Below are 20,384 nucleotides of genomic sequence, written 5' to 3' on the forward strand. Positions count from 1 at the left end.
AATTCTTGGGCTGCCCATTTCTCCATTTTTTTGCTTACCTCCACCTTAATTCCTTCTTTCAAAACTATACCTATCAATCGTTTCCCCTTTTTTTAAGTTTCTTCTCTTTTTGTTAAGAAAGATCCGACTAATGGATAGCTTGATAAGGGGGGTTGATTCGTAGGGTTGATTACTAGGGTTGATTCCTAGGGTTGAATGGATTTTAGGTTTGATCCCCCCTGCCCCCCTTGATAAGGGGGGTTGATTCGTAGGGTTGATTCCTAGGGTTGAATGGATTTTAGGTTTGATCCCCCCTGCCCCCCTTGATAAGGGGGGTTGATTACTAGGGTTGATTCCTAGGGTTGATTCGTAGGGTTGATTCGTAGGGTTGATTCGTAGGGTTGATTCATGAATCAACCCTACTACCTTGATATAGAGGTTTTCATTACCCTGTCCAGTTATACTTCATCTTTATGAGAAATGCCCTCACCAGAAAAGTGGCTAATCAATGGGGTAAATAAAAGCTGATAGCTAAAAAAACTGATAACCGATAACCCGGGAGAAAATATAATTGTAGCTACCTACCCATTCCAGATTAATTCCTATGGCAGAAGAAACCACCACCCCCGCAACTCCGGCAGCAGCAGCAGAAAAACCGGCTCAACCTGCGGCTGCTAAAAAACCCAAGGAGCCTACCGTCGAGGAAAAACCCTTTGCTGAATTTATCGAGCAGCATTTTCAACCCGCACTGGCGGCAGCCTTGCAAAAGCTGGGTATAACTGATATAAAACTGTCCTTTAAACAGGATAAAATTGCCGTGCAGGGCTTTTCTAGCTCTCCCTGTTGGCAGTTAAGCGGCAATTGGCTCGGGGGAATGCGTCAATTTAGCATTTATTTTTTGGAAGAAAACATCAACGGTAAAAAAGCTTTTTCCCAGGCTGAGGGCGGCGCTCAACCTAGTACACTTGAATCATTTATGATCGATGAAAGGAAAGTTAGTCTCGATTTACTGTTGTTTTACACCCTGCAACGGCTTAACGGTCAAAAGTGGTTGACGAGAAACTAAAATTACTGAGGATTAGCGATCGAGAAGGGGGGTAAAATGAGTATAGATGACCACTGCTTATCGATCGCTAATAGTAATTATGCGTGTATTTGTACTACTTTTTAACGCAGGCACAGAAAACGAAGGTATCCACACCATTCAAATGGGAGCTATCAATAAGGTGTTGATGTTTGAATCGGAAGATGATGCCACCCGTTATGCGCTGCTGTTAGAGGCGCAGGATTTTCCGACTCCCACGGTAGAGAAAATTGATTCGGAGGAAGTGGCAGAATTTTGTCGCGATGCTGGCTATCAAGCGGAGATGATTGAAGCGGGTATGTTGGTAATTCCCCCCGAAAGCAATGCCTCCGAGTTGGATTGGCGAAAAGAGGAAGTCCCCCCCGCCGAAGAAGAGTTTTCCGAGATTCCCGATGCGGAGTTGGACAGCATCCGTCGTCGTCTAGAAGGACTTTTGTAATAAACCTCTGGTAAAGAAAATTGTCCTGCTTGGTTCGGAGACAGGAGACAGGAGCCAGTAGTCAGGAGTTCGGAGTCAGAAGACAGGATAATAAATCAACGTTGTTCCCTGTTCCCTGATAACTGATAACTGATAACTGATAACTGATAACTGATAACTGAATATGACAACTGTGGGGGAATTGGGCGAAAATTTGGTGGCGGATTGGTTGCAATTACAGCAATGGCATATCCTCCAGCGTCGTTGGCGTAGTGGCGGCGGTGAAATCGATTTAATCGTTTTGTCTAAATCTCAGGCGATTCTCGCTTTTGTCGAGGTGAAAACCCGCAGCGCTGGCAATTGGGATTTAGGGGGCAAATTAGCAATCGATGACCGTAAACAGGGGAGAATTTACGAAGCTGCTCAGATATTTCTCTCCTTTTATCCCCAATGGTCCGATTTAACCTGTCGCTTCGATGTGGCTTTGGTTAGTTGTCAAAAAAGTTCTCTATTAGCTTTACCTGAGTTTTCCCTTGATTATCCCTGTCAGCTACAGGCAGGTTATCAATTGCAGTTACAGGAATATCTCGTGGCGGTTTTCTAAAAACACAATAGGCCCGCCTAGGGAGGCGGGCTTCATCTTGTACAAACGATATGGACTCCTGAAAAATTAACGGACTCAACATAATAAAGGTTTACGGAACCCACAACAGTCTATCTGTCAACTATCAAGATTTCTCAGTTTACCGACTCAGGTGATGATTACGGCTCACTCCATCTGTCCTATATCGAGCAACAGAGGCGAAACCATACTTTACTTTACAAACTTTGAGAATCTGCGTCCGATTTAGCTGTTGCGTTGAGCTAGAGCAGGTGGCACAGGCTCTAGGTCTTTTTGCCTGGAAGGAAGTTGAGTCGCTTCCTTTGTGCCTTATGTTCTTAAGATAACACCGTTGTCGGGACTCGATCGACCTTGTAATTAAAGTTTACATTTATTGATTTTTAGTAAAAATTGCTGTTACAAAACTATGGGAATTATGAATTATGAATTATGAATTGGGAAGTGGGGGAATTATGAATTATGAATTATGAATTGGGGAAGTGGGGGAAATGGGGGAATTATGAATTGGGGAAGTGGGGGAAATGGGGAAGCTGTCTCATCACCCTATCTCCTGACTCCTATCTCCTGACTCCTATCTCCTGACTCCTGATTAGGGACTGAATCTCCTCTTTGTAGGCAAAAGGAGCGCGACTGAGAGCCTCTTGAAAGAGGGGTTGAGCCTCTTGATTTTTGCCCTGTTCTTTTAGTACGATCGCAGCCGCTAAAATCGGTCGGAAATCGTTAACATCCATCTGTTGAGCTTGTTTATAGGCGTTTAAAGCTTCTGGATAATTTTGCTGCTCGAAATAGATTTTGCCTAAAAGTAACTGAACGGAAACGATATCGATTAAACTAGCCGAATTATTGGGATCGGAACCAGCTTTTAAAGCGCGATTGATCGTGTCTTTGACCAGACTAATCGCCTCGATAGAGCGGTTTTGGCTGAGAAATAAATTAGTTAATCCAGTTAAAGCCCGCAGATCTTGGGGTTGGGAGGCCAAAAGGGCGCGATAACTGCCTGTGGCTCCTGCATAATCCTCTATTTGCTGTTTCGCTTCCGCCAAAAGTAGTAGATAATCGGATTGTTGGGGGTTAAGTTGCGCTAATTTTTCTAAAGGTTCGATCGCTTGCTTTAAATCGCCCTGCTGTAAGCGAGTATCTAATAATCCCCGCAAAGCCGTCTGATTATCGGGTTCACGCTCTAAAACCATCTGATAACCCAGTGCTTGACTGGCTAATTCCTCTTGTTTCACTGCGGACAGATGACTCTGTCCCGAGGAGTGCCGACTCTGGAGAACAGAAGTCAATAGTGGCATAGTCGAGAAAGACAGCAAAGCAAATAACATCAGGACGAGACCGATGGACAGCCAACGACGGTTAGAGAGAGAAGCTTTCATAGACTGGGGTGCGAGGGGACAGACAAGAAAATGTTATAGAAGTCTGGAGATTTGATTAGGGGATCAATCGAATTCTCCGCTCTTTATTGAGTACAATGGGCAAACGGTCAAGACTCAAAAGGGTTTTGACTAGGTTGACAGTCAAAAGATCATGGTTCTTAATATACTAGATGCCAGTAGAGTCGCCCTAGAGGGTTATTGTAACCCCCCAGATCGCGCTTTTGACTTGTTTGATTACTAATTTACTGTGTGTCTCCGCCGCTAGGAGTGTGATATGAATCGTCCTGGGAATCGGTTTACCGAATCACCGAAAACCCCCCCGACTCCTGAAGTGGAAATTCAGGAAGTCTCCGTTGAATCCCCCAATACCGAGGCTGATTTAGCCGTAGAGTCAGCCACCCCCGAAGAAGTCAAACGTCAACAACCGATCCCCCCTCCCAGTCATCTGCGGCAGTATCGGGCGATCGGTCTCGTCTATGGTCATTATCAGCGATCGGAGGAACAATTAACTAAAGGCAATATTTTAACTGCCGATGGTACTCTGATCGATTCTGTGATTCTCGGCCGGGTGATCAGTTTGGTTAAAAATCATCTCGATCTGGAAAAACCCCATCTTTGGGTGGTTTACCCGCGTACCCGTCAGGAAAATGATGCCCTTCATGTTCAGATTGTCGGTGTTTGGGAACCAGAAACCCTGAAAAAAGAGGATGATCAAGAGATAGAGCCACTCCTCGCTTCTACCCCGGGTTATTTTTCGATTCGAGGTGAAGTCATCTTTACTGAACGGGAAAATCAAGCGGTAGTGGTCAAAATCCGACAAATGCCCAAAACCGAAGCGGACAAACCCAAGTTTTTTAAACTAAAATTGCGCGGCACTTTACCAGGTAAACCGGTCAGTCGTTTTTGGGATTTTCAGGTGCAACTTAAAGGGGATGCCTTAACTATTTTGGAAGGTTTGGACCTCGGTTTTGCCAGTAAGAAAAAACCCATGGGTAAGGGTGGTTTTAAAAAGCCTTTTGATAAAAATCGTCATCCCTCGGCCGATAGATATTCTCGACCGGAAGGGGAAGGAGAAAAGCGACCTTTTACCCCAGGACAATCCCCTATCCCTCGGCCTTCCCGCCCCAAACCCCTATCGGAAAACTAATTTTTTTCTAGGATGGGTGCAGAACCCATCCCTAGGTTTACAGGTTTTTTTCAGGAGTTAGTTGCTCCTTAGTATCTGGGAATACGAGCGCGGATTCTATAACTATAACCTGTTCCCAAAATCTCGGTGATAAAAACTGCTAACTGAGTGCCTAAAATCGCTTCATCGGCAGAACTAAAAGATTTATAATCTTCTATTAACCATTCTTGACCACCATTAACTAGAGTACATCTAAATGTACCAAGAGCTTCGGCGATTTCTGTATGTTCTGTATAGTTTCTCGTTTTTACTTCCCCCGCACTATCTGCCCTCAAACATAATTGATTAAGTTCTGAATGAAATTTGGCAGGAATTTTGTCTAAATCACCCCCTTTAGTCACCCAATGCACAAAAAGATTAAAAGACCAAGGAAGATTGAGATAAACTAGATAACATAAAACCAGAATGATTGTTAAATATAAGGAGGAAGTCAGGAATTTATCATATTTCCTTTTTCGGGATCGATTTAGACGTTTGGCTAGATCTACCTTTGATTTTTTCATAAATTTTAATGGGACAAAAGTAATTCGTAAAAAGTAAGATGTATAAAAAAATTCTGCGTTTTGCTCCGATTATCCTGTCCTTGAGTTTATTTATTCTAGCGGTCTGGGCAATTAGTCAAGAATTTAAACACTACACTTTTGCCCAACTGTTGGCTAGTTTGGATCATATTACCACAAGTCATAAACTAGAAGCTATTTTTTGGATGGCCTTGGGTTATTTGTCGATGACGGGTTATGATCGCCTAGGTTTTTATTATATTAATCATCCCTTAGCTTTAGGCACTATTATCCGTACTGCTTTTATCAGTTATGCTCTTGGTAATACCATTGGTTTAACCTTATTTTCTGGAACTGCGATCCGTTATCGTTTCTATACTCCTGCGGGGGTGGGGGTGGTGGATATTGCCAAAGTCATCACTTTTACCCATTTAAGCTTTTGGTTAGGAATGTTAGGGATTGGTGGTGTAAGTTTCCTCCTCGATCCCCAACGGATTCCTCAACTTTTAAAATTACCTTTTTTAACTACCAAACCTTTAGGAATAATTTTTTTATTGCTGGTTACGGGATATTTTTTCTTGACTCTCACCTATAAAAAACCGATAAAAATCGGCAAAGAAAATATCTATTTACCCTCTTGGACTCTTTCCCTGGCTTTGATTTTGTTGACTTTTATTGATTGGATATTAGCCGCTAGAGTTCTATATCTTCTACTCCCAGACAACTATAATACTTCGTTTTTAGGATTTTTCGGTCTCTACGTATTTGCCATGACAGCAGGGGTATTAAGCAATGTGCCGGGGGGAGTAGGTGTTTTTGAGTTTATCATGCTGAGATTACGTCCCGAATATGTATCTAATGCCGAGCTTTTAGGTTCTTTAATCGCCTATCGAGCTATTTATTATTTGCTGCCTTTAATTGTCGCTTTTGTCTGGTTGTTGGGTTACGAAGCTCGCAGAAAATAAAGCCCGCCAATTAGCTTAAACGGACAAAAAAAGTCCCCATACCGTCATAGCTGGGGAGCATCAATCTAGTAGGCTAAAGTTTCTAAAGTTTCGCGTAGATAGGAACAAATGCGAGCATCAGCATCGTCTCTATTTTTACCTGATTCTAGTTGTTCTTGCTGCCAACGCCGAAAACCCGAACTAGCGGCGATGGCTTGTTTTAAATGCTCCCAAGTGTGATGCTCTTTGTGAAATGGGGTGTCAGAAAATGTGGTGGAGTTGCCCATCTTTACCTCTGGTGGTAGGGTTGCACCTTTTAACATAACTTAAAAATCGCTGAAAATTCTGATAACTGGGACACAATTAGCCAGAAAAAGGTGTTGCCTAGGGGGAAAGCTGCGGGGATGCCAACACCTTTTTTGAGGGAATCTAGCGGATTTTTAGGAGATTTTGCTGGTTTCTGCCGCTTCTTCTGCCTCCACTGCCGCATTTAAAGCGACGGGGGGAATGGGGATAGAAAATACCGCCGGCAGGTTAGCGGTGGCATCTTCGGGAGGCTGCCCGGAGTGAAAACGACGGTAGGTTAAAACACCAGCTACGGTGATTGCTCCCGTAGCACCGGCAACCCCTAAAATAAGTTTGTTAGCATCCACAGGGAGGGTGTTATTGCTGCCAAAAATGCTTTTACCTTGAGCGAAAGGACAAGCGGATGCGCTGCCAGCATCAAGAGTACCTAAAACAATGCCACTGACGAGGGTAGCACTAACGGCGATGGAGGTGAAAAAAGTTTTCTTCATAATTGCCTTGGGGATAGGTTGTCAATAGCGATTATCCTTGCATTATAGATATCTAAATCACAATTGTCTATTTTATTTCTGTTGGTGACATTGAAATAATTTTGTTTAAGAATCATGAATTATCAATATCGTGTCGGGGGTAGTCTTGCCTATAACCATCCTACCTATATCGAGAGAAATGCCGATCAAGAACTGTTAACGGCGTTAAAAAATGGTCAATTTTGCTACATTTTTAACTGTCGTCAGATGGGCAAATCCAGTTTAAGGGTACGAGTGACCCATATTTTACAGCAATTGGGCATGGATTGCGCGTCCGTAGATATAACCAGTATTGGTAGCAATGATAATTTATCCCAATGGTATAACGGGGTGATTACCCGTTTGTTTTTAGGATTTAATCTGACGGGAAAAATTAATCTTAAATCCTGGTTGCGCGAGCGAGAGGATTTACCTCCCGTGCAGCGTTTGGGACAATTTATTGAGGAAGTTTTATTAGTTTATTGTCGGGGAGAGAAAATATATATTTTTATTGACGAGATTGATAAAATTCTCAGTTTACAGTTTTCTCTAGATGACTTTTTTTCCCTGATTCGTTATTGTTATAACCAAAGAGCGGAAAATTCCCAGTATGAAAGAATTACTTTCGCTTTATTCGGTGTTGCTACCCCAGCAGATTTAATTCGCGAAAAGACCCAAACATCTTTTAATATCGGCCAGGCGATCGAATTAACGGGATTTAATCTGGCAGAAATTGCTCCTTTAGCCGAGGGATTATCCAGTCAAAGTAATTATCAACCCGACTGGTTAGAAAAAGTTATTTTTTGGACGGGAGGACAGCCATTTTTAACCCAGAAAATCTGTCAGCTATTGCGGGAAACTAATTTAGATATTGAGACGCTGATCAAAGAGAGAGTTATTAATAATTGGGAATCTCATGATGAACCAGTTCATCTGCGAACTATTGCTGATCGCTTGTTAAGAAATCAAGACAAAGCGGGTCGTTTGTTAGGTATCTATCAACAAATTTTAGAAAAGGGTGCAATCGCGTATGATGATAGTCCAGAACAAGGGGAATTAAGGTTATCGGGTTTAGTAGTAAAAAAACATAATAAGTTAGTAGTTTATAATCCTATTTATCGAGAAATATTTAATCTTAATTGGGTGGAAAAACAATTAGAGCAATTGCGTCCCTACTCAGAAGCACTTGCCGCCTGGCAACAGTCTAATTATACCGATGAATCGCGGCTTTTACGCGGAAAAGCTTTAAATAATGCCCTCGATTGGTCTCAGGGTAAAAGCTTAAGTAATCTTGATTATCAGTTTTTAACTGCTAGTCAAAATCTCGACAAAAGAGAGGCAGAAATTAGCCTAGAAACTCAGAAGCAAGCTAATAAAATTTTAGCAATCGCTCACAAAAAAGCTACGAAAAGAATTCAAATTGGCTCGGTAATTTTAATTGCTTCTCTCCTGGGTTCTTTCTTCGCTTTTATTCAGGTAAAACAAGCGTGGCAGCAAGTAGAAAGCGCTAAATTAGGTATTCAACTACAGCGCAATGGTGACAGTTATTGGCAACAATTTCAATTTGAAGAACTAGAATCTTTAATTGCGGCTATGCAAGCAGTAAATAGTTTAAAAAACATCGTTACTGATGACCAAACCCTGGGTAAATATCCTGCTACCAGTCCAATTATTACCCTACAACAAATTTTAGATCGCATTCAAGAAAAAAACCAACTGCAAGGACACCGGGGAACTATTTATAGTGTTAGTATTAGTCCAGATCGTCAAAAAATCGCCACTGCTTCCCAAGATGGAACGGTAAAAATTTGGAATCAAAAAGGTGAGAATATTCAAACTTTGACAGGTCATCAAGGAGCAGTTTATAGTGTTAGCTTTAGTCCCGATGGTCAAAAAATCGCCACTGCTTCCGAAGATAAAACCGCCAAAATTTGGAACTTGCAAGGACAAAATTTAGTCACCTATCCTGACCATCAAGAATCAGTTTATAGTGTTAGTTTTAGTCCCGATGGTCAAAAAATTGTGACTACTTCCAGGGATAAAACCGCTAGATTATGGAATTTATCAGGTCAAACTTTACAGGTATTTAAGGGACATAAAAGATCGATAGATGCAGCTAGTTTTAGTCCCGATGGTCAAAAAATTGCCACCGCTTCCCGGGATGGTACGATTAAAATCTGGGATTTATCAGGTAAAATTATCTTGAGTTTAGGTCAAGAAAATATTGAGGCTTTTTATAGTGTTAATTTTAGTCCCGACGGTCAAAAAATTGCCGGAGCAGCGGCCGATAAAACTGCTAAAATCTGGGATTTACAGGGAAATTTAATAGCTACTTTCCGGGGACATCAAGATTTTGTCAACAGTGTGAATTTTAGTCCTGATGGCCAGTTTATAATTACCGCATCTAGTGACGGTAGTGCTAAAATTTGGGGACTGCAAGGGGAAGAAATAACCACTCTTAGAGGACATCAAGAATCAGTTTTTACTGCTGTATTTAGTCAAGATGGAAAAGAGGTGGTAACTGGATCGAGTGATGAAACGGCTAAAATTTGGCAGCTGAACAATTTAAATCAAGCTAAGGCCGATAATACCAGTGTTACCATTAATTCCCGGGGGAATATTATCGCTATTGCTAACAAAGATGGTCAAATTACTTTACTCGATTCCCAGGGAAAAAAAATTAGAGAATTTACCACAAAAATGCGTTCAATCTATAGTATAGCTTTTCATCCCGATAGTAATCAGATAGCGATTACAGGAAGAAACGGAAAAGTCCAAATCTGGAGTGAAAAAGGAACAATGCTTCAAGAATTTACTGCTAGTCAAGCACCGATTTATAGTCTTGCTTTTAATGGAGAGGGAACAGCAATAATCACGGGAACAAGCGAGGGAAAAGTTCAATACTGGCATTTAAGCAATCATCGGACTAAATTGATTAATTCTTGGACAGTTGATGATAGTATTATCTATGATTTGGTGTTTTCTCCTGATCATCAAAAAATTGCTACCGCTACTCGGGGAAAGATTAAAATTTGGGATTTACAGGGCAATCTTTTAAAGGAGATTAAAACCGATTCTTTTCCCGTTTATGGAGTTAGTTTTAGTCCCGATGGTGAGAAAATCGCCGCTATTTCAAGGGATGGTACAGCTAGACGCTGGGACATGGACGGAAATTTGCGCTCCGAGTTTAAAATAGAAGAAGATATCGTCTATGGGATCGCTTTTAGTCCTGATGGTCAAGAGATTGTGATTATTGCTAGGGATGGTCAAAAGCATCGATGGCCCTTAGAAACGGAATATGATTATTTACAAAAATTGCTCGATCGAGGTTGTCTTTGGTTAGAAGATTATCTCAGGACTCGTCCCGAAAAACGAGAAGCTCTATCCCCCTGTACTGGGAAAATAAAACCATTCACCTTTTAAACTTGGTTTGACTGGGTGGGGGGTGAAGGTTAAATTAATTAGTTAATTTCTTGATCTCTTCGGTTTGTCTTATGCAACGGACAGGGTTATAAGGGATGAAACCCTTATAGAAACAGACATTACTGCAATTTTTGTCAATTGTTTGCAATCTGGAGCGAACTAATCAATTAAATCTCTTGCCAGATCAGGATTTAGTCGATTTATGTCTCCATATAGAATCATACCAAGTAACGAAGAACCCAACATTTTTGGTTTTAACGCTAGAATTTTATCTAAACTTTGTCACTTTAATGAATTCAGATGCTGTAATTTTTAACTCTCCATCCAAGTTTCTCACGGTGTACGATCTGAGTTCTCTTTGGGTTGAACCATCGGGATAAACATAAGTATTTTGTCCTATAAAGTTTATCGAAGTATCTGTTCTCGAAGTAACTTGTAAATCTTCGACAGTTACTCTTTTAAATTGACTGAAGAAGCTAGGAGAAGAAAATGACTCTGCCAATTGTGGGCTATATAAAGACCTTGCCTGATCGAAGTTTTTTTCTGAAAGCGCATAGTACAGATTTTCAATCAGGGATATCGCTTCGCCTTCGTTGATATCTTGATTGACACTTTCACTAGGAACAAAAGTTTCTGATTTCTGACGCTCTGCTTCCAGTCGGGCTTCTGCTTCTTGTCTCCTTCTTTGTTCTTCTGCAAGTTGTTGTTCTGCCTCTTTTCTTCGACGTTCGGCCTCTTCTCGTTGGCGCTGTTCCGCTTCTAGACGTTGTTCTTCTCTGGCTTTCAATTCGGCTATTTCTCGATCGCTCGCCTGTTTTTGCTGTTCTTGAAAATGCACTACACTGCCCGCTAATGCCAAAACTCCCACTGAGCCAAGAGCGATCGCAATCTTTGTCCAATTGTTTGAAGGTGAAGGAGGCGTTGGCGGGGGTACTGGCTGAGAAGGAATGGTGACGGGATTGACAGGCAGTTGCACGGGGATAGTTGAAGAAACCGAGAAAGAGGAAGTTGGTTGCCCAGCAGAATCTGGTACAGGAGTCGGGATTGGCGTAGGAATTGGTGGATCCGATGAAGGGTTGGTTTTAAGGTCATTGCTTGAAATCACCCCCAAAGCTAAAGCCCAGGATTCCACTGCCCATCTAGCGGCCTCTTCAGCTAACCCCAGATTATCTTGCAGTTTTTTGGTTAGTCGTGCTAAAAATACCACTGGTGGCGTACTATTTTGCGAGGCCAGTAAATCGGCGGGGACTCGTTCTTTCAGTGCGCCTACGAGAACCGCAATTTCCTTCTGATACTGTCCACATAAGTCTCGTAGCAGTCCCTCACAGCGTTGTGGTTCATCACATAGAGAACGACCATATTGAATAATAATTTCCTTGAGTTTTTGACGGGGTAAATCATTCATCAGCAAATTTCTCCTGCTACTGAACCAAAGTTGATTTTAGTGCCAACCGTAAGCTTGATGCTGCGCCCAGGATCGATTTGCTTTTGCTCACCGTTAGCTAAAGTTACAGTCCAAGCTCGATGGGAACAGTTCTGTAGCCCCAATACACTAGGATCTTTAGGATTAGGATTCACCTGTGCTACCACACCATCAGCACCTTGAGATTCTAACCCCGGAATCTCTCTTGCAGTTAAGCGAGTTCCATTCGTTAGAGAAATGACTTGTCTTTTAATGTGCAAGGAAAATTGAGTCTGAGGTTGAGAATAGGAAAAGGAAGACCTATCCTGATAAGCTTCTGGAGAAGCACGATTAAGATCGCGGTAGGCTAATTGATCTGGTGCATCGGCACTGCGAACAAAGACGGTAAGATTGCCCACTCGCTGATTATCCCCTGGTTGGAGTGGCTGAGTTACCCCAGTGGCGATATCTTCGCAGAGGATTTGACCTTGGCTGAGTCGGTAACGCAGGGCAACAGGTGGCGCATTCGGGGCGTAAATAGTACAAGCTTTGGCATCGCCACCAATACTGACGGGTTCGGCTCCCAGATTGACTGTGCGGCTCTCTTTGGGATTGTATTGAATCTCCAGCCAAGCTGTACGAAAAGCGACTTCAACGAAAACGACCATTAAGCCGATAAAAAAGCCTAAAATAACCGCTCCAACCAAACGACCAGAGGCATCACCGGCACTCTGGGAAACCAACAAAAAGGCTAAAGCACCAAAGAAACCGCCGATCGCACCAGCAATAGTCGCTCGTTTTGCTTGTAGGTTAGAGATGAAAAAGCCCATCCCCCTTCCCAAAAGCCCTCCCAAAAGCGTCCAGCCAGCGATCCAGCCAGCTTTAGCGAGGATTTCTGACTGGGCAACTAAACTCAACAGTGCTTGAGCAGAACCACCAGAAACGAGGCCTGCTAATAGCCCTCCTGCAAGTAAGATAGTGCCTTGACGAGTGGATAAAAACGGACGATGAAGATAGAAGTTTTGCCCGATTGCTAGGGCAAGAGATAAGCCAATGGCAAGCAAGGCTGTCCATAGACCGACAATAAACACCATATACCAAAACTGCTGGGCGTTAGGCTGCTGTTGTGCTGGTTTTGCTTCAATGGTGAATTCATAAATGGGTCGCTTTGGTTGACCATGAGAAATAGAACCAGAAAATTCTTGACTATTCCCCTCTACTAATACACCGACCGTAAAGGCAGTTGGGTCAGCCTCGCCATGATTGGCATAATGATTGACAAACACCTGATATTTTCCTTTTGGTGCGCCTCCAGCAGGCCAGTAAATGTTTTCTACTGGCTCTTTTGATTGCCGTCCACTTGCGTTCATATCAACGTCAAGTTCGCCTCCTGATTGCGATCGCTTGTGCGAGTAATAAATCTCCTCTCCTGATGGATCGATACAATGTATATCTAAATCGTTGTAGTTATTCCATAACAGAGAAAGCTGAACATCCCCTGTTTTAGCTCCCTCTCTTTGCAGTCGTTTAGTCAGTTCTGGATTAAACACAAGTGCAGGTGTCGAGGCTTCTTGTTGTGTTTGTGGCAGCATTGTCCAAGATAAGAACCATTCACCCAATAACCATCCGATTAGGCAACCAAAAGCCCCTAATAAGCCGAATAAGAGAATCTTTTTCCAACTTGATGATTGTCTCATGATCGCACCTCTCCTTGAACTGAACCAAAGTTAATTTTCGTGCCAACCGCAAGCTTGATGCTGCGCCCAGGATCGATTTGCTTTTGCTGCCCGATAGGTAAAGTAGCTATCCAAAATTGATTGGAACAGTTTTGCAACCCTAAAATGCTGGGATCTTTGGGATTAGCATTTACTTCAGCGACTATTCCATTAGCACTTTGCGCTCCCAACCCAGGAATCTCCCCTGCCTGCAACCGAGTCCCGACAGTTAAAGGAATCGTCTTCTGCTGAATCCGCAGCGAAAAGGGAGCTTGAGGTAGGATCGGTGGACTGTAATACTGAGTCGCCCAATTCTGAGAACGAATTGGTGAAAGTTGCCGAGCTTTCAGAATGGCTGCCATTAAGAAGGCATAAGCTAAAATTCCGGCAAAGGCAGTGACGAGATTGCTGATAGCACCAGAAGCGTTCCAAAGGGCGTGCAGTGCTGATGCTGTCAAGTAGCCTATAGCCAAGATTGACCAACGTCTAGACGGTTTCAGGACGCTTAAGCCAATGAAATAACCAAAATAGCCGCTATAAGCCATGTGTCCGGCTACAGAACCAATAATTCGAGGAATGAGTAATTGTATCCCGATTAATTCTCCTGCGCCTTCCCCTGCCTGAGTTGCTACCTGCTGAATCGCTCCAGGCACATACTGTCCCAGGGTTTCTAGGAGGGTAAAGCCAGCAGCAGAGGCAGTTGCTAAGAGAATGCCATCAAGGGGTTCCCAGACACCCACTCGCTCTCGCCAAGGGGTTCTGAGCATTCGTCCTATCCCCAGCGCAAGGAAGACAGGTATGGCTTTGAGGAGTTCTTCTGCCATGCCTGCACCAAAAAAATAGTGGATAAACGAAGAAAGAAATCCTATTTCTGTTCCTTCTGTCGGTATTTCTCCTGGCAGGATTTGACGGAAAACCAAGATAAATAGCGACCAAATAGGACTGAGCAAGAGTAAAACGGTAGTTATTGCCGATCCTATCAGCAACCACCAGGGTTTTTGTTTGCCGCCCAATTGATAGACGAAGTAGTAGCCTGCCCCAATCAGATAGACTGCTAATAGGGCATTGAATAGGTCAGGATTACCGATCGCAGCAAATAGTCCGACGACTAATAAGACGGTAAGGACACCTGGTATCAGGTAAGCTTTTTTAAATAAATCCTGCCTTGTCGCGATGATGGGCAGCATTTGACTTAAATGAAGGGAGTCGCCAGGTTGGATATTTAAAGGACGACCAGGAAGTCCTGGATTGCTAACTTGACATTCAAAGACGAATTCTACACCCTGCTGACCGAGAGAAATGCGATCGCCTAATTGTAATGTCCGACAACCTTGCAATCGCTGGTTATTAATATAAGTGCCATTGGAACTCCCTAAATCACAGATTTGCCAAGAAGGAGGACTTCCTGAAGGCATGACGGGACGAATTTCTAGATGGCGACTAGAGACTCCTGGATAGTTGGTGGAGTTGAGAACAATTTGACAGTTTGGCTCTCGTCCAATGACAAGAGATTGATGGGTTGATAAGGGATGATGAGTAGGTGTAGTGTGGGCGGCTGCTTTAGGGTAAATTTGTCTTAAATAAGCGTTGTACTGAGGTTGTTGTGTCATTGGATTTGCCTATTTTCATTGAGGTAAGTGAGGTATTTCTTTATAAATAAAAAATTGGTAATGGCTGCAAAGGACAATTTAATTTAAGGACAGAAATTTCTTTCCGGTACTGCCCACAAAAAACCTTGAGTAGAGCTTGACAAAGTTTAGGATCGTAGTAAACTGAATGACTGTACTGGGTAAAGATTTCTTTGATTTTTTGTCCTGGTAAGTTGTTCATATTTTTTAACACTCAATTGAAGATTAGTGAAATAGTGAAATAGAAGATTATTCTGTATAATTTTTATAATCTTTAAACTTATAGTCATTGACTCCTGGGAAAACCAAAAACTTAATGGCATTAACCTTATAATTATCACCAGAGCATTCCATTTCATCAGACTTTTCAAATTCAAATGCTGTTCTTGTTACACAAAATGAAAAATCATCAGATTCCCACTTAATATTGTTTATTTGTCCATGAATGTAGATATCTCCTCGCTTGTTAAAATCTACGAAAACTTTTGTACATTCTCCTTTTTTAATATTCCACCATCCTCTTGATTTCCATCCGTCTCCGTCCCAATACATAATTGCAGCATCAATTATGTCATTAGAAGTTTGATTGCAAAGGTTTAAATAAGTATCTCCAGATATATTAAGATTATTCTCCAGATTATTCTCAACATTTTCTAGAGTATTTTGAAAATTTTGTACTTGATTATAAAGCAAATTTCTCTTATTTGTAATATTCTCAACTTTTTGATTATGTTCAGTTATAAGATTCTCAACTTCTTGATCATGTTCAGTTGTCAGGCTCTTGATTTTTTGATTATGTTCAGTTATCAAATTTTCAGTTTTTTGATTATACTCAATTGTAAGATTGTTCAAATTTTCAGTAAGATTGCCCATTTGTTGATTTTTTTGATAAGCATAAATTCCAAGCAAAAAAGCTGCTAATGCTGAGATGCCAGCCAATATAGAAACAAAATTGGCAGCAAACTTATGGGCTGATTTCTGATTAATATTTTGCTGTTGTCTGGCTGTTGTTATTGCTTCATTTAGCTTGCCTACTTCTTGTTTCCATTGCTGTATTTCTTGCTCGGATTGATCTAATTTTTTTTCATATTCTTCTCTTTGTTTTTGCTCTTTTTCTGCTTGTTGTTGTCGTTCTAAAATTAATTGTTGTTGACTCTGAAAGTCATTTTTAGTTCGTGGTTGGGAAATCACCCCTAATGCTAATCCCCAAGAATCTACAGCCCAGTAAGCAGATTCCTCAGCTATTCCTAGCTCATCTTGTAATCGCTTTGTAAGCTTGGATAAAATAACTGCTTGAGGAATCTGATTCTGGGATTTTAGTAACTCGGTAGCCACGCCTTTTTTAAGAGCATTCACTAAAAGAAAGACTTCCTTGCTATATTGCCCACAAAAGTCCTTTAGTAATCCTTCACAGCGTTGAGGGTTGTCAGAAACATCCTGTCCGTACTGGGTAATAATTTCACAAAGCTTTTGTCGAGGGAAGTCGTTCATAGGTCTTTTCCTGCGCTCAGGTTTTCGATGTAACCACTAATTTGAGCTTTAGTTCCACACCAAGGACAGGTATGAAAGCTACCCTGCTCACCTCCGCAAGATACTTTATTACAGCGAGAGAATAAAGAACCCCCGCATTTAACAAAGCTCTTTTGTTCGCAGTAAGAACAACCCGGATAAGTATCATCTACCGAAAAACTGCCAGCAATTTGGCTTTTGTCGTAGCATTCCCGTTTTGCGGCTGCTTCCTTAATGGGAAAAGCCCAATCAGCTATCCACTGATTTGGTAATTTTTCCTCCATGGGAATGCCAAAGCTTTGCTTGGAGTGGCTACATCGAGCCATGATGATAACGACTTTAAGAGTAGTCATCGGGTTGAGATCCTGTTGAAAGATGATTGTTCAGAAGTATTTTTAGCGGGTTGTTGTTTAATTTTGATCCGATTGATTTCTAACTTCATCTCATTTTCTGTCTGTTGTTGGCGTTTTAACTCTGCGTTAATCCCGTCCAGACGAAAAAAAAGAGAAACACTGAGGGCAGTGCTAATAACAGATAAAGGAAGCGTCACAATTAAACCTAGTATTACCAAAACAACCTTGTTATCAATTTTTTTTTGATGGTTATCTAAGCGTTTTACCTTACTCTCAAATACCGAGATATTCTCTTGTTGTCTCATGTTGGACTCCTCAACTAATATAACTTTCCTATCTAAATCTTCTACACGGTCTGTTAGATAATCCCGATCATCGGTTTCAAGTCTTTTAATCATGCCTAGAGTGATGTCATCTCCGCTGCCTTTTTCTGAAGTCTCTTGAAGAAATCCTTCTAATTTTTGTCGGACTTCTTCAGTCAGATTTGACTTGAACATCTGTCGATAATCTTGACCAATTTTAAAAAATCCTTCATCAGTAGAAAAAGAATTAGAATAGCCATCAGTAGAAACCAGAATTAAAGCAGGTATTTCTTTGGGCGTACCTTGTGGATACAGTTTTATATGAACCTGAAATTCATTCCATGCCTTATTCATACAGAGTGAAGTTGTCTCATTGGCAATTAGGTTGGGATCCCGCTCCAAAGGTCGAGTCGTATTTCCCTTAGAATCCACCTCAAGAATGTCCCCATCACCTAACTGAATATAGACAATGAAAAACTCGGTCACTAAAACTGCCAAGACGGTGGCCCCATAAGCGAGAAAATAGTTATTTTCAACGGCTTGCCAAGCAGCTTCTCCATCTTTATCAACAAGAATCTGTTTCTCTTCATCAGTAAAGTTGGGTTTATTAGTTAATTTTTCTTCATCATTTTCTGACAAACCCAAATCTTTGTTGACAGCTTTTCTCCACTCATTGACAAGTCGCGGTGGTAGAAGTCTTTGGGCTGCATCTTTCAGTGCTGAGAAATTAATATCACTCGATTGACTGCTCAAGAAAAATTCTTGAATTACTTTAATTGCCGTTTCAACAGCAAAACGAGAGCCTCTATCGCTGCGAAAACTTTTGGCACTGCCATGGCCATCTGATACAGCCAAAATCAATGGCAAACCGATGCCTGATTCTGGAAACCAGCGAATGGCATCCTGATTGGGCAATCCAGAACGCACATGAGAGGCTCCTTTGACAGATTCACCAATGCACCGCCATTTTAGTTGGGGTATATTTTCTTTCATGAGTCCTCCATTTCACCAGACATCAGATGCACTATCGATAACATTTTGAGGCACTGGAATTGGGACATTTCCGCCTCCCAAATTAGAGTTTTTGGCTTGACTGCTAGGAGAAGACGCAGCTTTTAAAACAACAGTAGAAACCCATTTAATCTGTTTGACTAGATTTTCGGGACTATTAGATTGAAGAGGCCTTAGTTCTGAGTGTCCAATAAACTTCTGCAATGGTTCATGATCTGCATCTCCACCAACTGCGATTGCAATTCGTACAGCCTTCTTGCCCCAAGGCTGTTCCATCAAGTGTCTCAGTCCACTGCTAAAGTCGTCAGTCGGCTGACCGTCAGAAATCAGCACTAAAACAGGGGGAAGCGCCCGGTCAGTCATGGGCGGTATTTTAAGTTGGTCTGCAACCATAGAGAGGGCTTTACCCATATCTGTGACACCATCAGCGGTCAAATCTGTCCACTTAAAATTTTCAACTGGTGTAGGTTGAGCTATGTGCCACTGCGCTCCACTAGAAAATTTAAGGGCGCGAACTAATACTTGTGCATTGGGATTCTCATTTGCTTCTTTTTGCATTAAGGGAATTGCTTCACGAATGGCTGTATTGAGAACCTGGATTTTGCCGTTTACAGACATAGAACCAGAACAATCACAAATCCAGATAAAATGTAAGGGGCGGCTTGACAACCCTTCACCTGGTAGTGGCATATTCAATATCTCCTTGATTCAGTAAAAAAAGTGGATTTCTAAACAGGGAATAACATTTCAAAGACGAATCTCACCTTCTGCTTTGCCGAAGTTGATCTTTGTTCCTACAGCCATAGTTGCACTGCGTCCTGGTTCGACATCCTTAACTTGATTATCAGCCGTAGTACAGAGCCATTTTTCTTGCATAAGATTTTTAATTCCCCAAATATTAGGATCATTGGGATGTCGAGTGACTTCAGCGACTGGTTGAGAAAAGTCAAACAATTTTACATTAATATGATGGGGAAATAGCTTGGTATCGTGATTCAACATAATGATATTTTTGTCAATGCGAATTCGAGGGGGCAAGCGAATTTCTTTCTGACATGACCAACAAGGGTTGGGTTTACCGCCTGATGCTTTTATTACATCAGGATCGTAGAAGTTCTCAGCACCACAGTGAGGACAGTAGATGATAGAATCGCGCAAGTTTACCATTGCTCCCCGCCACTCTGACTCCCTGACGCGGCCATTTTCTGGGTCTTGAATACCTTTAGTAAATGCCTTGGTAAACAGTTCGCGGAGAAATTGTGGATAAATAGGCCAGAAGGCAAGGGCATTATCATGGTAGCCACGTACTGGTACATTGGAATTGTCTTTGGGGTCAAAAATGAACACCGCCTCAGTACCATAAAGCTTATTCATCGCTGGAGCGTCCAGACATTTAATTTCGGTTTCTTTCTTTCCTTCCAAGGGGTGATGGATCATTAACATATAGAACAGTAAAACTGCCAAAGAGTACAAATCCGTTTGCGTACTCGGTCTCGCTTGTTCAGTAATGATTTCTGGTGCTATAAAGCGTGGTGTTCCCATAACACCACCTTCTTGATCCCCATTGATGGTGACGTTATCGTTATCACAGATTAAAACATCCCCAGTGTTGGGATTAAAGAAAACATTACCGAAAGAGATATCGCGGTAACATAACCCTTTGGTATGAAGTTGAAAAAAGCCATCGGCCAGTTCAAATCCTGCGGTTGTTAAAGCTCTGAAGGTGGGTTCTGGTTTAATGCGCCGTTTCATTAGATCGACAAAGCCTTTGTATTGAAGTTCTCGCAATGGCATGACATAGCCAAACCCTTCTATGCCAGGCTCTGATACAATATCTATAGGCCACAGAAAGCGATCACTCGGTGCGCCAGAATGGATCGCCGCCTCAAGCCGTTCGTACTGGCGAGGATCTGCCTGAATGGAGTGGGAGTAATACCATTTCAGCGCTACAGGCTGACCGGCTAAATTAGCTCGATAGCAGCAATTCTCATTTTGAAAACAAAAGAAGATAAAGTTCTCTTGTTCACATAGAGAACTTCTGTCTAATTATCATTTTTTTTCAAGATAATCATCATAATTAGCTTCAAGAGACAGTTTTAAAATATCTGCCCATAAAA

The 20,384-nt window shown here is 41.9% G+C and carries 19 protein-coding genes; 6 read left to right on the top strand and 13 right to left on the bottom strand.

Annotated features, from left to right (window positions below):
• The first annotated feature begins 583 nt into the window (after window positions 1-583).
• The 3 genes from IM450_RS15235 (at window position 584) to IM450_RS15245 (ending at window position 2,085) form a co-directional block, all read left to right on the top strand.
• Entirely contained in the window at window positions 584-1,045 is a 462-nt protein-coding gene (locus tag IM450_RS15235; RefSeq protein ID WP_004268067.1) for a DUF2996 domain-containing protein, read from the top strand.
• 79 nt (window positions 1,046-1,124) lie between these two features.
• Complete coding sequence (locus tag IM450_RS15240) at window positions 1,125-1,502, top strand: DUF3110 domain-containing protein (protein WP_004268065.1); 378 nt, start codon at window positions 1,125-1,127, stop codon at window positions 1,500-1,502.
• A 163-nt stretch (window positions 1,503-1,665) separates the two neighbouring features.
• Window positions 1,666-2,085 carry a YraN family protein gene (locus IM450_RS15245; RefSeq protein ID WP_287668405.1) on the top strand — a complete coding sequence of 140 codons (420 nt, stop codon included), beginning with the start codon at window positions 1,666-1,668 and terminating at the stop codon, window positions 2,083-2,085.
• A 575-nt stretch (window positions 2,086-2,660) separates the two neighbouring features.
• Here IM450_RS15245 and IM450_RS15250 read toward each other — a convergent pair.
• Complete coding sequence (locus tag IM450_RS15250; RefSeq protein WP_287668408.1) at window positions 2,661-3,479, bottom strand: tetratricopeptide repeat protein; 819 nt, start codon at window positions 3,477-3,479, stop codon at window positions 2,661-2,663.
• A gap of 274 nt (window positions 3,480-3,753) precedes the next feature.
• Here IM450_RS15250 and IM450_RS15255 point away from each other — a divergent pair, with 274 nt between their 5' ends.
• Window positions 3,754-4,626 (top strand): hypothetical protein, encoded by an 873-nt coding sequence (locus IM450_RS15255; RefSeq protein ID WP_004268060.1) that lies wholly within the window; start codon window positions 3,754-3,756, stop codon window positions 4,624-4,626.
• A gap of 68 nt (window positions 4,627-4,694) precedes the next feature.
• Here IM450_RS15255 and IM450_RS15260 read toward each other — a convergent pair whose 3' ends face one another.
• Entirely contained in the window at window positions 4,695-5,168 is a 474-nt protein-coding gene (locus IM450_RS15260) for a hypothetical protein (protein WP_287668411.1), read from the bottom strand.
• Window positions 5,169-5,206: 38 nt separating this feature from the next.
• Here IM450_RS15260 and IM450_RS15265 point away from each other — a divergent pair, with 38 nt between their 5' ends.
• A complete protein-coding gene (locus tag IM450_RS15265; RefSeq protein WP_287668414.1) occupies window positions 5,207-6,130 on the top strand; it encodes a lysylphosphatidylglycerol synthase domain-containing protein in 924 nt (307 codons plus the stop codon).
• A 65-nt stretch (window positions 6,131-6,195) separates the two neighbouring features.
• On the opposite strand, the gene IM450_RS15270 is transcribed toward IM450_RS15265, so the two are convergent.
• Together IM450_RS15270 and IM450_RS15275 are read right to left on the bottom strand one after the other, a co-directional pair.
• Window positions 6,196-6,432, bottom strand: a complete 237-nt coding sequence (locus tag IM450_RS15270; protein WP_004268050.1) for a hypothetical protein — start codon at window positions 6,430-6,432, stop codon at window positions 6,196-6,198.
• A gap of 117 nt (window positions 6,433-6,549) precedes the next feature.
• Window positions 6,550-6,906 (bottom strand): hypothetical protein, encoded by a 357-nt coding sequence (locus tag IM450_RS15275; protein ID WP_287668418.1) that lies wholly within the window; start codon window positions 6,904-6,906, stop codon window positions 6,550-6,552.
• 114 nt (window positions 6,907-7,020) lie between these two features.
• Here IM450_RS15275 and IM450_RS15280 point away from each other — a divergent pair, with 114 nt between their 5' ends.
• Window positions 7,021-10,347, top strand: a complete 3,327-nt coding sequence (locus IM450_RS15280; protein WP_287668421.1) for an AAA-like domain-containing protein — start codon at window positions 7,021-7,023, stop codon at window positions 10,345-10,347.
• Window positions 10,348-10,615: 268 nt separating this feature from the next.
• Here the strand turns inward: IM450_RS15280 and IM450_RS15285 are convergent, their stop codons facing one another.
• From IM450_RS15285 to IM450_RS15325, 9 genes are read right to left on the bottom strand one after another with little or no spacing between them, the layout of a single operon-like run.
• Window positions 10,616-11,752 carry a hypothetical protein gene (locus IM450_RS15285; protein ID WP_287668424.1) on the bottom strand — a complete coding sequence of 379 codons (1,137 nt, stop codon included), beginning with the start codon at window positions 11,750-11,752 and terminating at the stop codon, window positions 10,616-10,618.
• Window positions 11,752-13,446 (bottom strand): YfaP family protein, encoded by a 1,695-nt coding sequence (locus tag IM450_RS15290; protein ID WP_287668426.1) that lies wholly within the window; start codon window positions 13,444-13,446, stop codon window positions 11,752-11,754. Before IM450_RS15290 ends, IM450_RS15285 begins: the two co-directional genes overlap by 1 nt.
• Window positions 13,443-15,074: a PrsW family glutamic-type intramembrane protease gene (locus IM450_RS15295; RefSeq protein WP_002799066.1), complete on the bottom strand. Its 1,632-nt coding sequence runs from the start codon at window positions 15,072-15,074 to the stop codon at window positions 13,443-13,445. The genes IM450_RS15290 and IM450_RS15295 overlap by 4 nt, the downstream gene beginning before the upstream one ends.
• A 40-nt stretch (window positions 15,075-15,114) precedes the next feature.
• On the bottom strand, window positions 15,115-15,294 hold the full coding sequence (locus IM450_RS15300; protein WP_139258494.1) for a hypothetical protein: 180 nt from the start codon (window positions 15,292-15,294) through the stop codon (window positions 15,115-15,117).
• A 47-nt stretch (window positions 15,295-15,341) separates the two neighbouring features.
• On the bottom strand, window positions 15,342-16,583 hold the full coding sequence (locus IM450_RS15305; protein ID WP_287668432.1) for a DUF1036 domain-containing protein: 1,242 nt from the start codon (window positions 16,581-16,583) through the stop codon (window positions 15,342-15,344).
• The gene (locus tag IM450_RS15310; RefSeq protein ID WP_004268028.1) at window positions 16,580-16,954 is read right to left on the bottom strand and encodes a hypothetical protein; all 375 of its coding nucleotides are present in this window, start codon (window positions 16,952-16,954) and stop codon (window positions 16,580-16,582) included. The genes IM450_RS15305 and IM450_RS15310 overlap by 4 nt, the downstream gene beginning before the upstream one ends.
• Window positions 16,951-18,249 carry a PP2C family serine/threonine-protein phosphatase gene (locus tag IM450_RS15315; RefSeq protein ID WP_287668435.1) on the bottom strand — a complete coding sequence of 433 codons (1,299 nt, stop codon included), beginning with the start codon at window positions 18,247-18,249 and terminating at the stop codon, window positions 16,951-16,953. The genes IM450_RS15310 and IM450_RS15315 overlap by 4 nt, the downstream gene beginning before the upstream one ends.
• Window positions 18,250-18,261: 12 nt before the next feature.
• A complete protein-coding gene (locus IM450_RS15320) occupies window positions 18,262-18,957 on the bottom strand; it encodes a vWA domain-containing protein (RefSeq protein ID WP_002799071.1) in 696 nt (231 codons plus the stop codon).
• A gap of 57 nt (window positions 18,958-19,014) precedes the next feature.
• The gene (locus IM450_RS15325; protein WP_287668438.1) at window positions 19,015-20,061 is read right to left on the bottom strand and encodes a protein kinase domain-containing protein; all 1,047 of its coding nucleotides are present in this window, start codon (window positions 20,059-20,061) and stop codon (window positions 19,015-19,017) included.
• Between the last annotated feature and the right edge of the window lie 323 nt (window positions 20,062-20,384).

Source organism: Microcystis sp. M083S1 (assembly GCF_020246405.1).
In the GTDB taxonomy this organism is placed as follows: domain Bacteria; phylum Cyanobacteriota; class Cyanobacteriia; order Cyanobacteriales; family Microcystaceae; genus Microcystis; species Microcystis aeruginosa_C.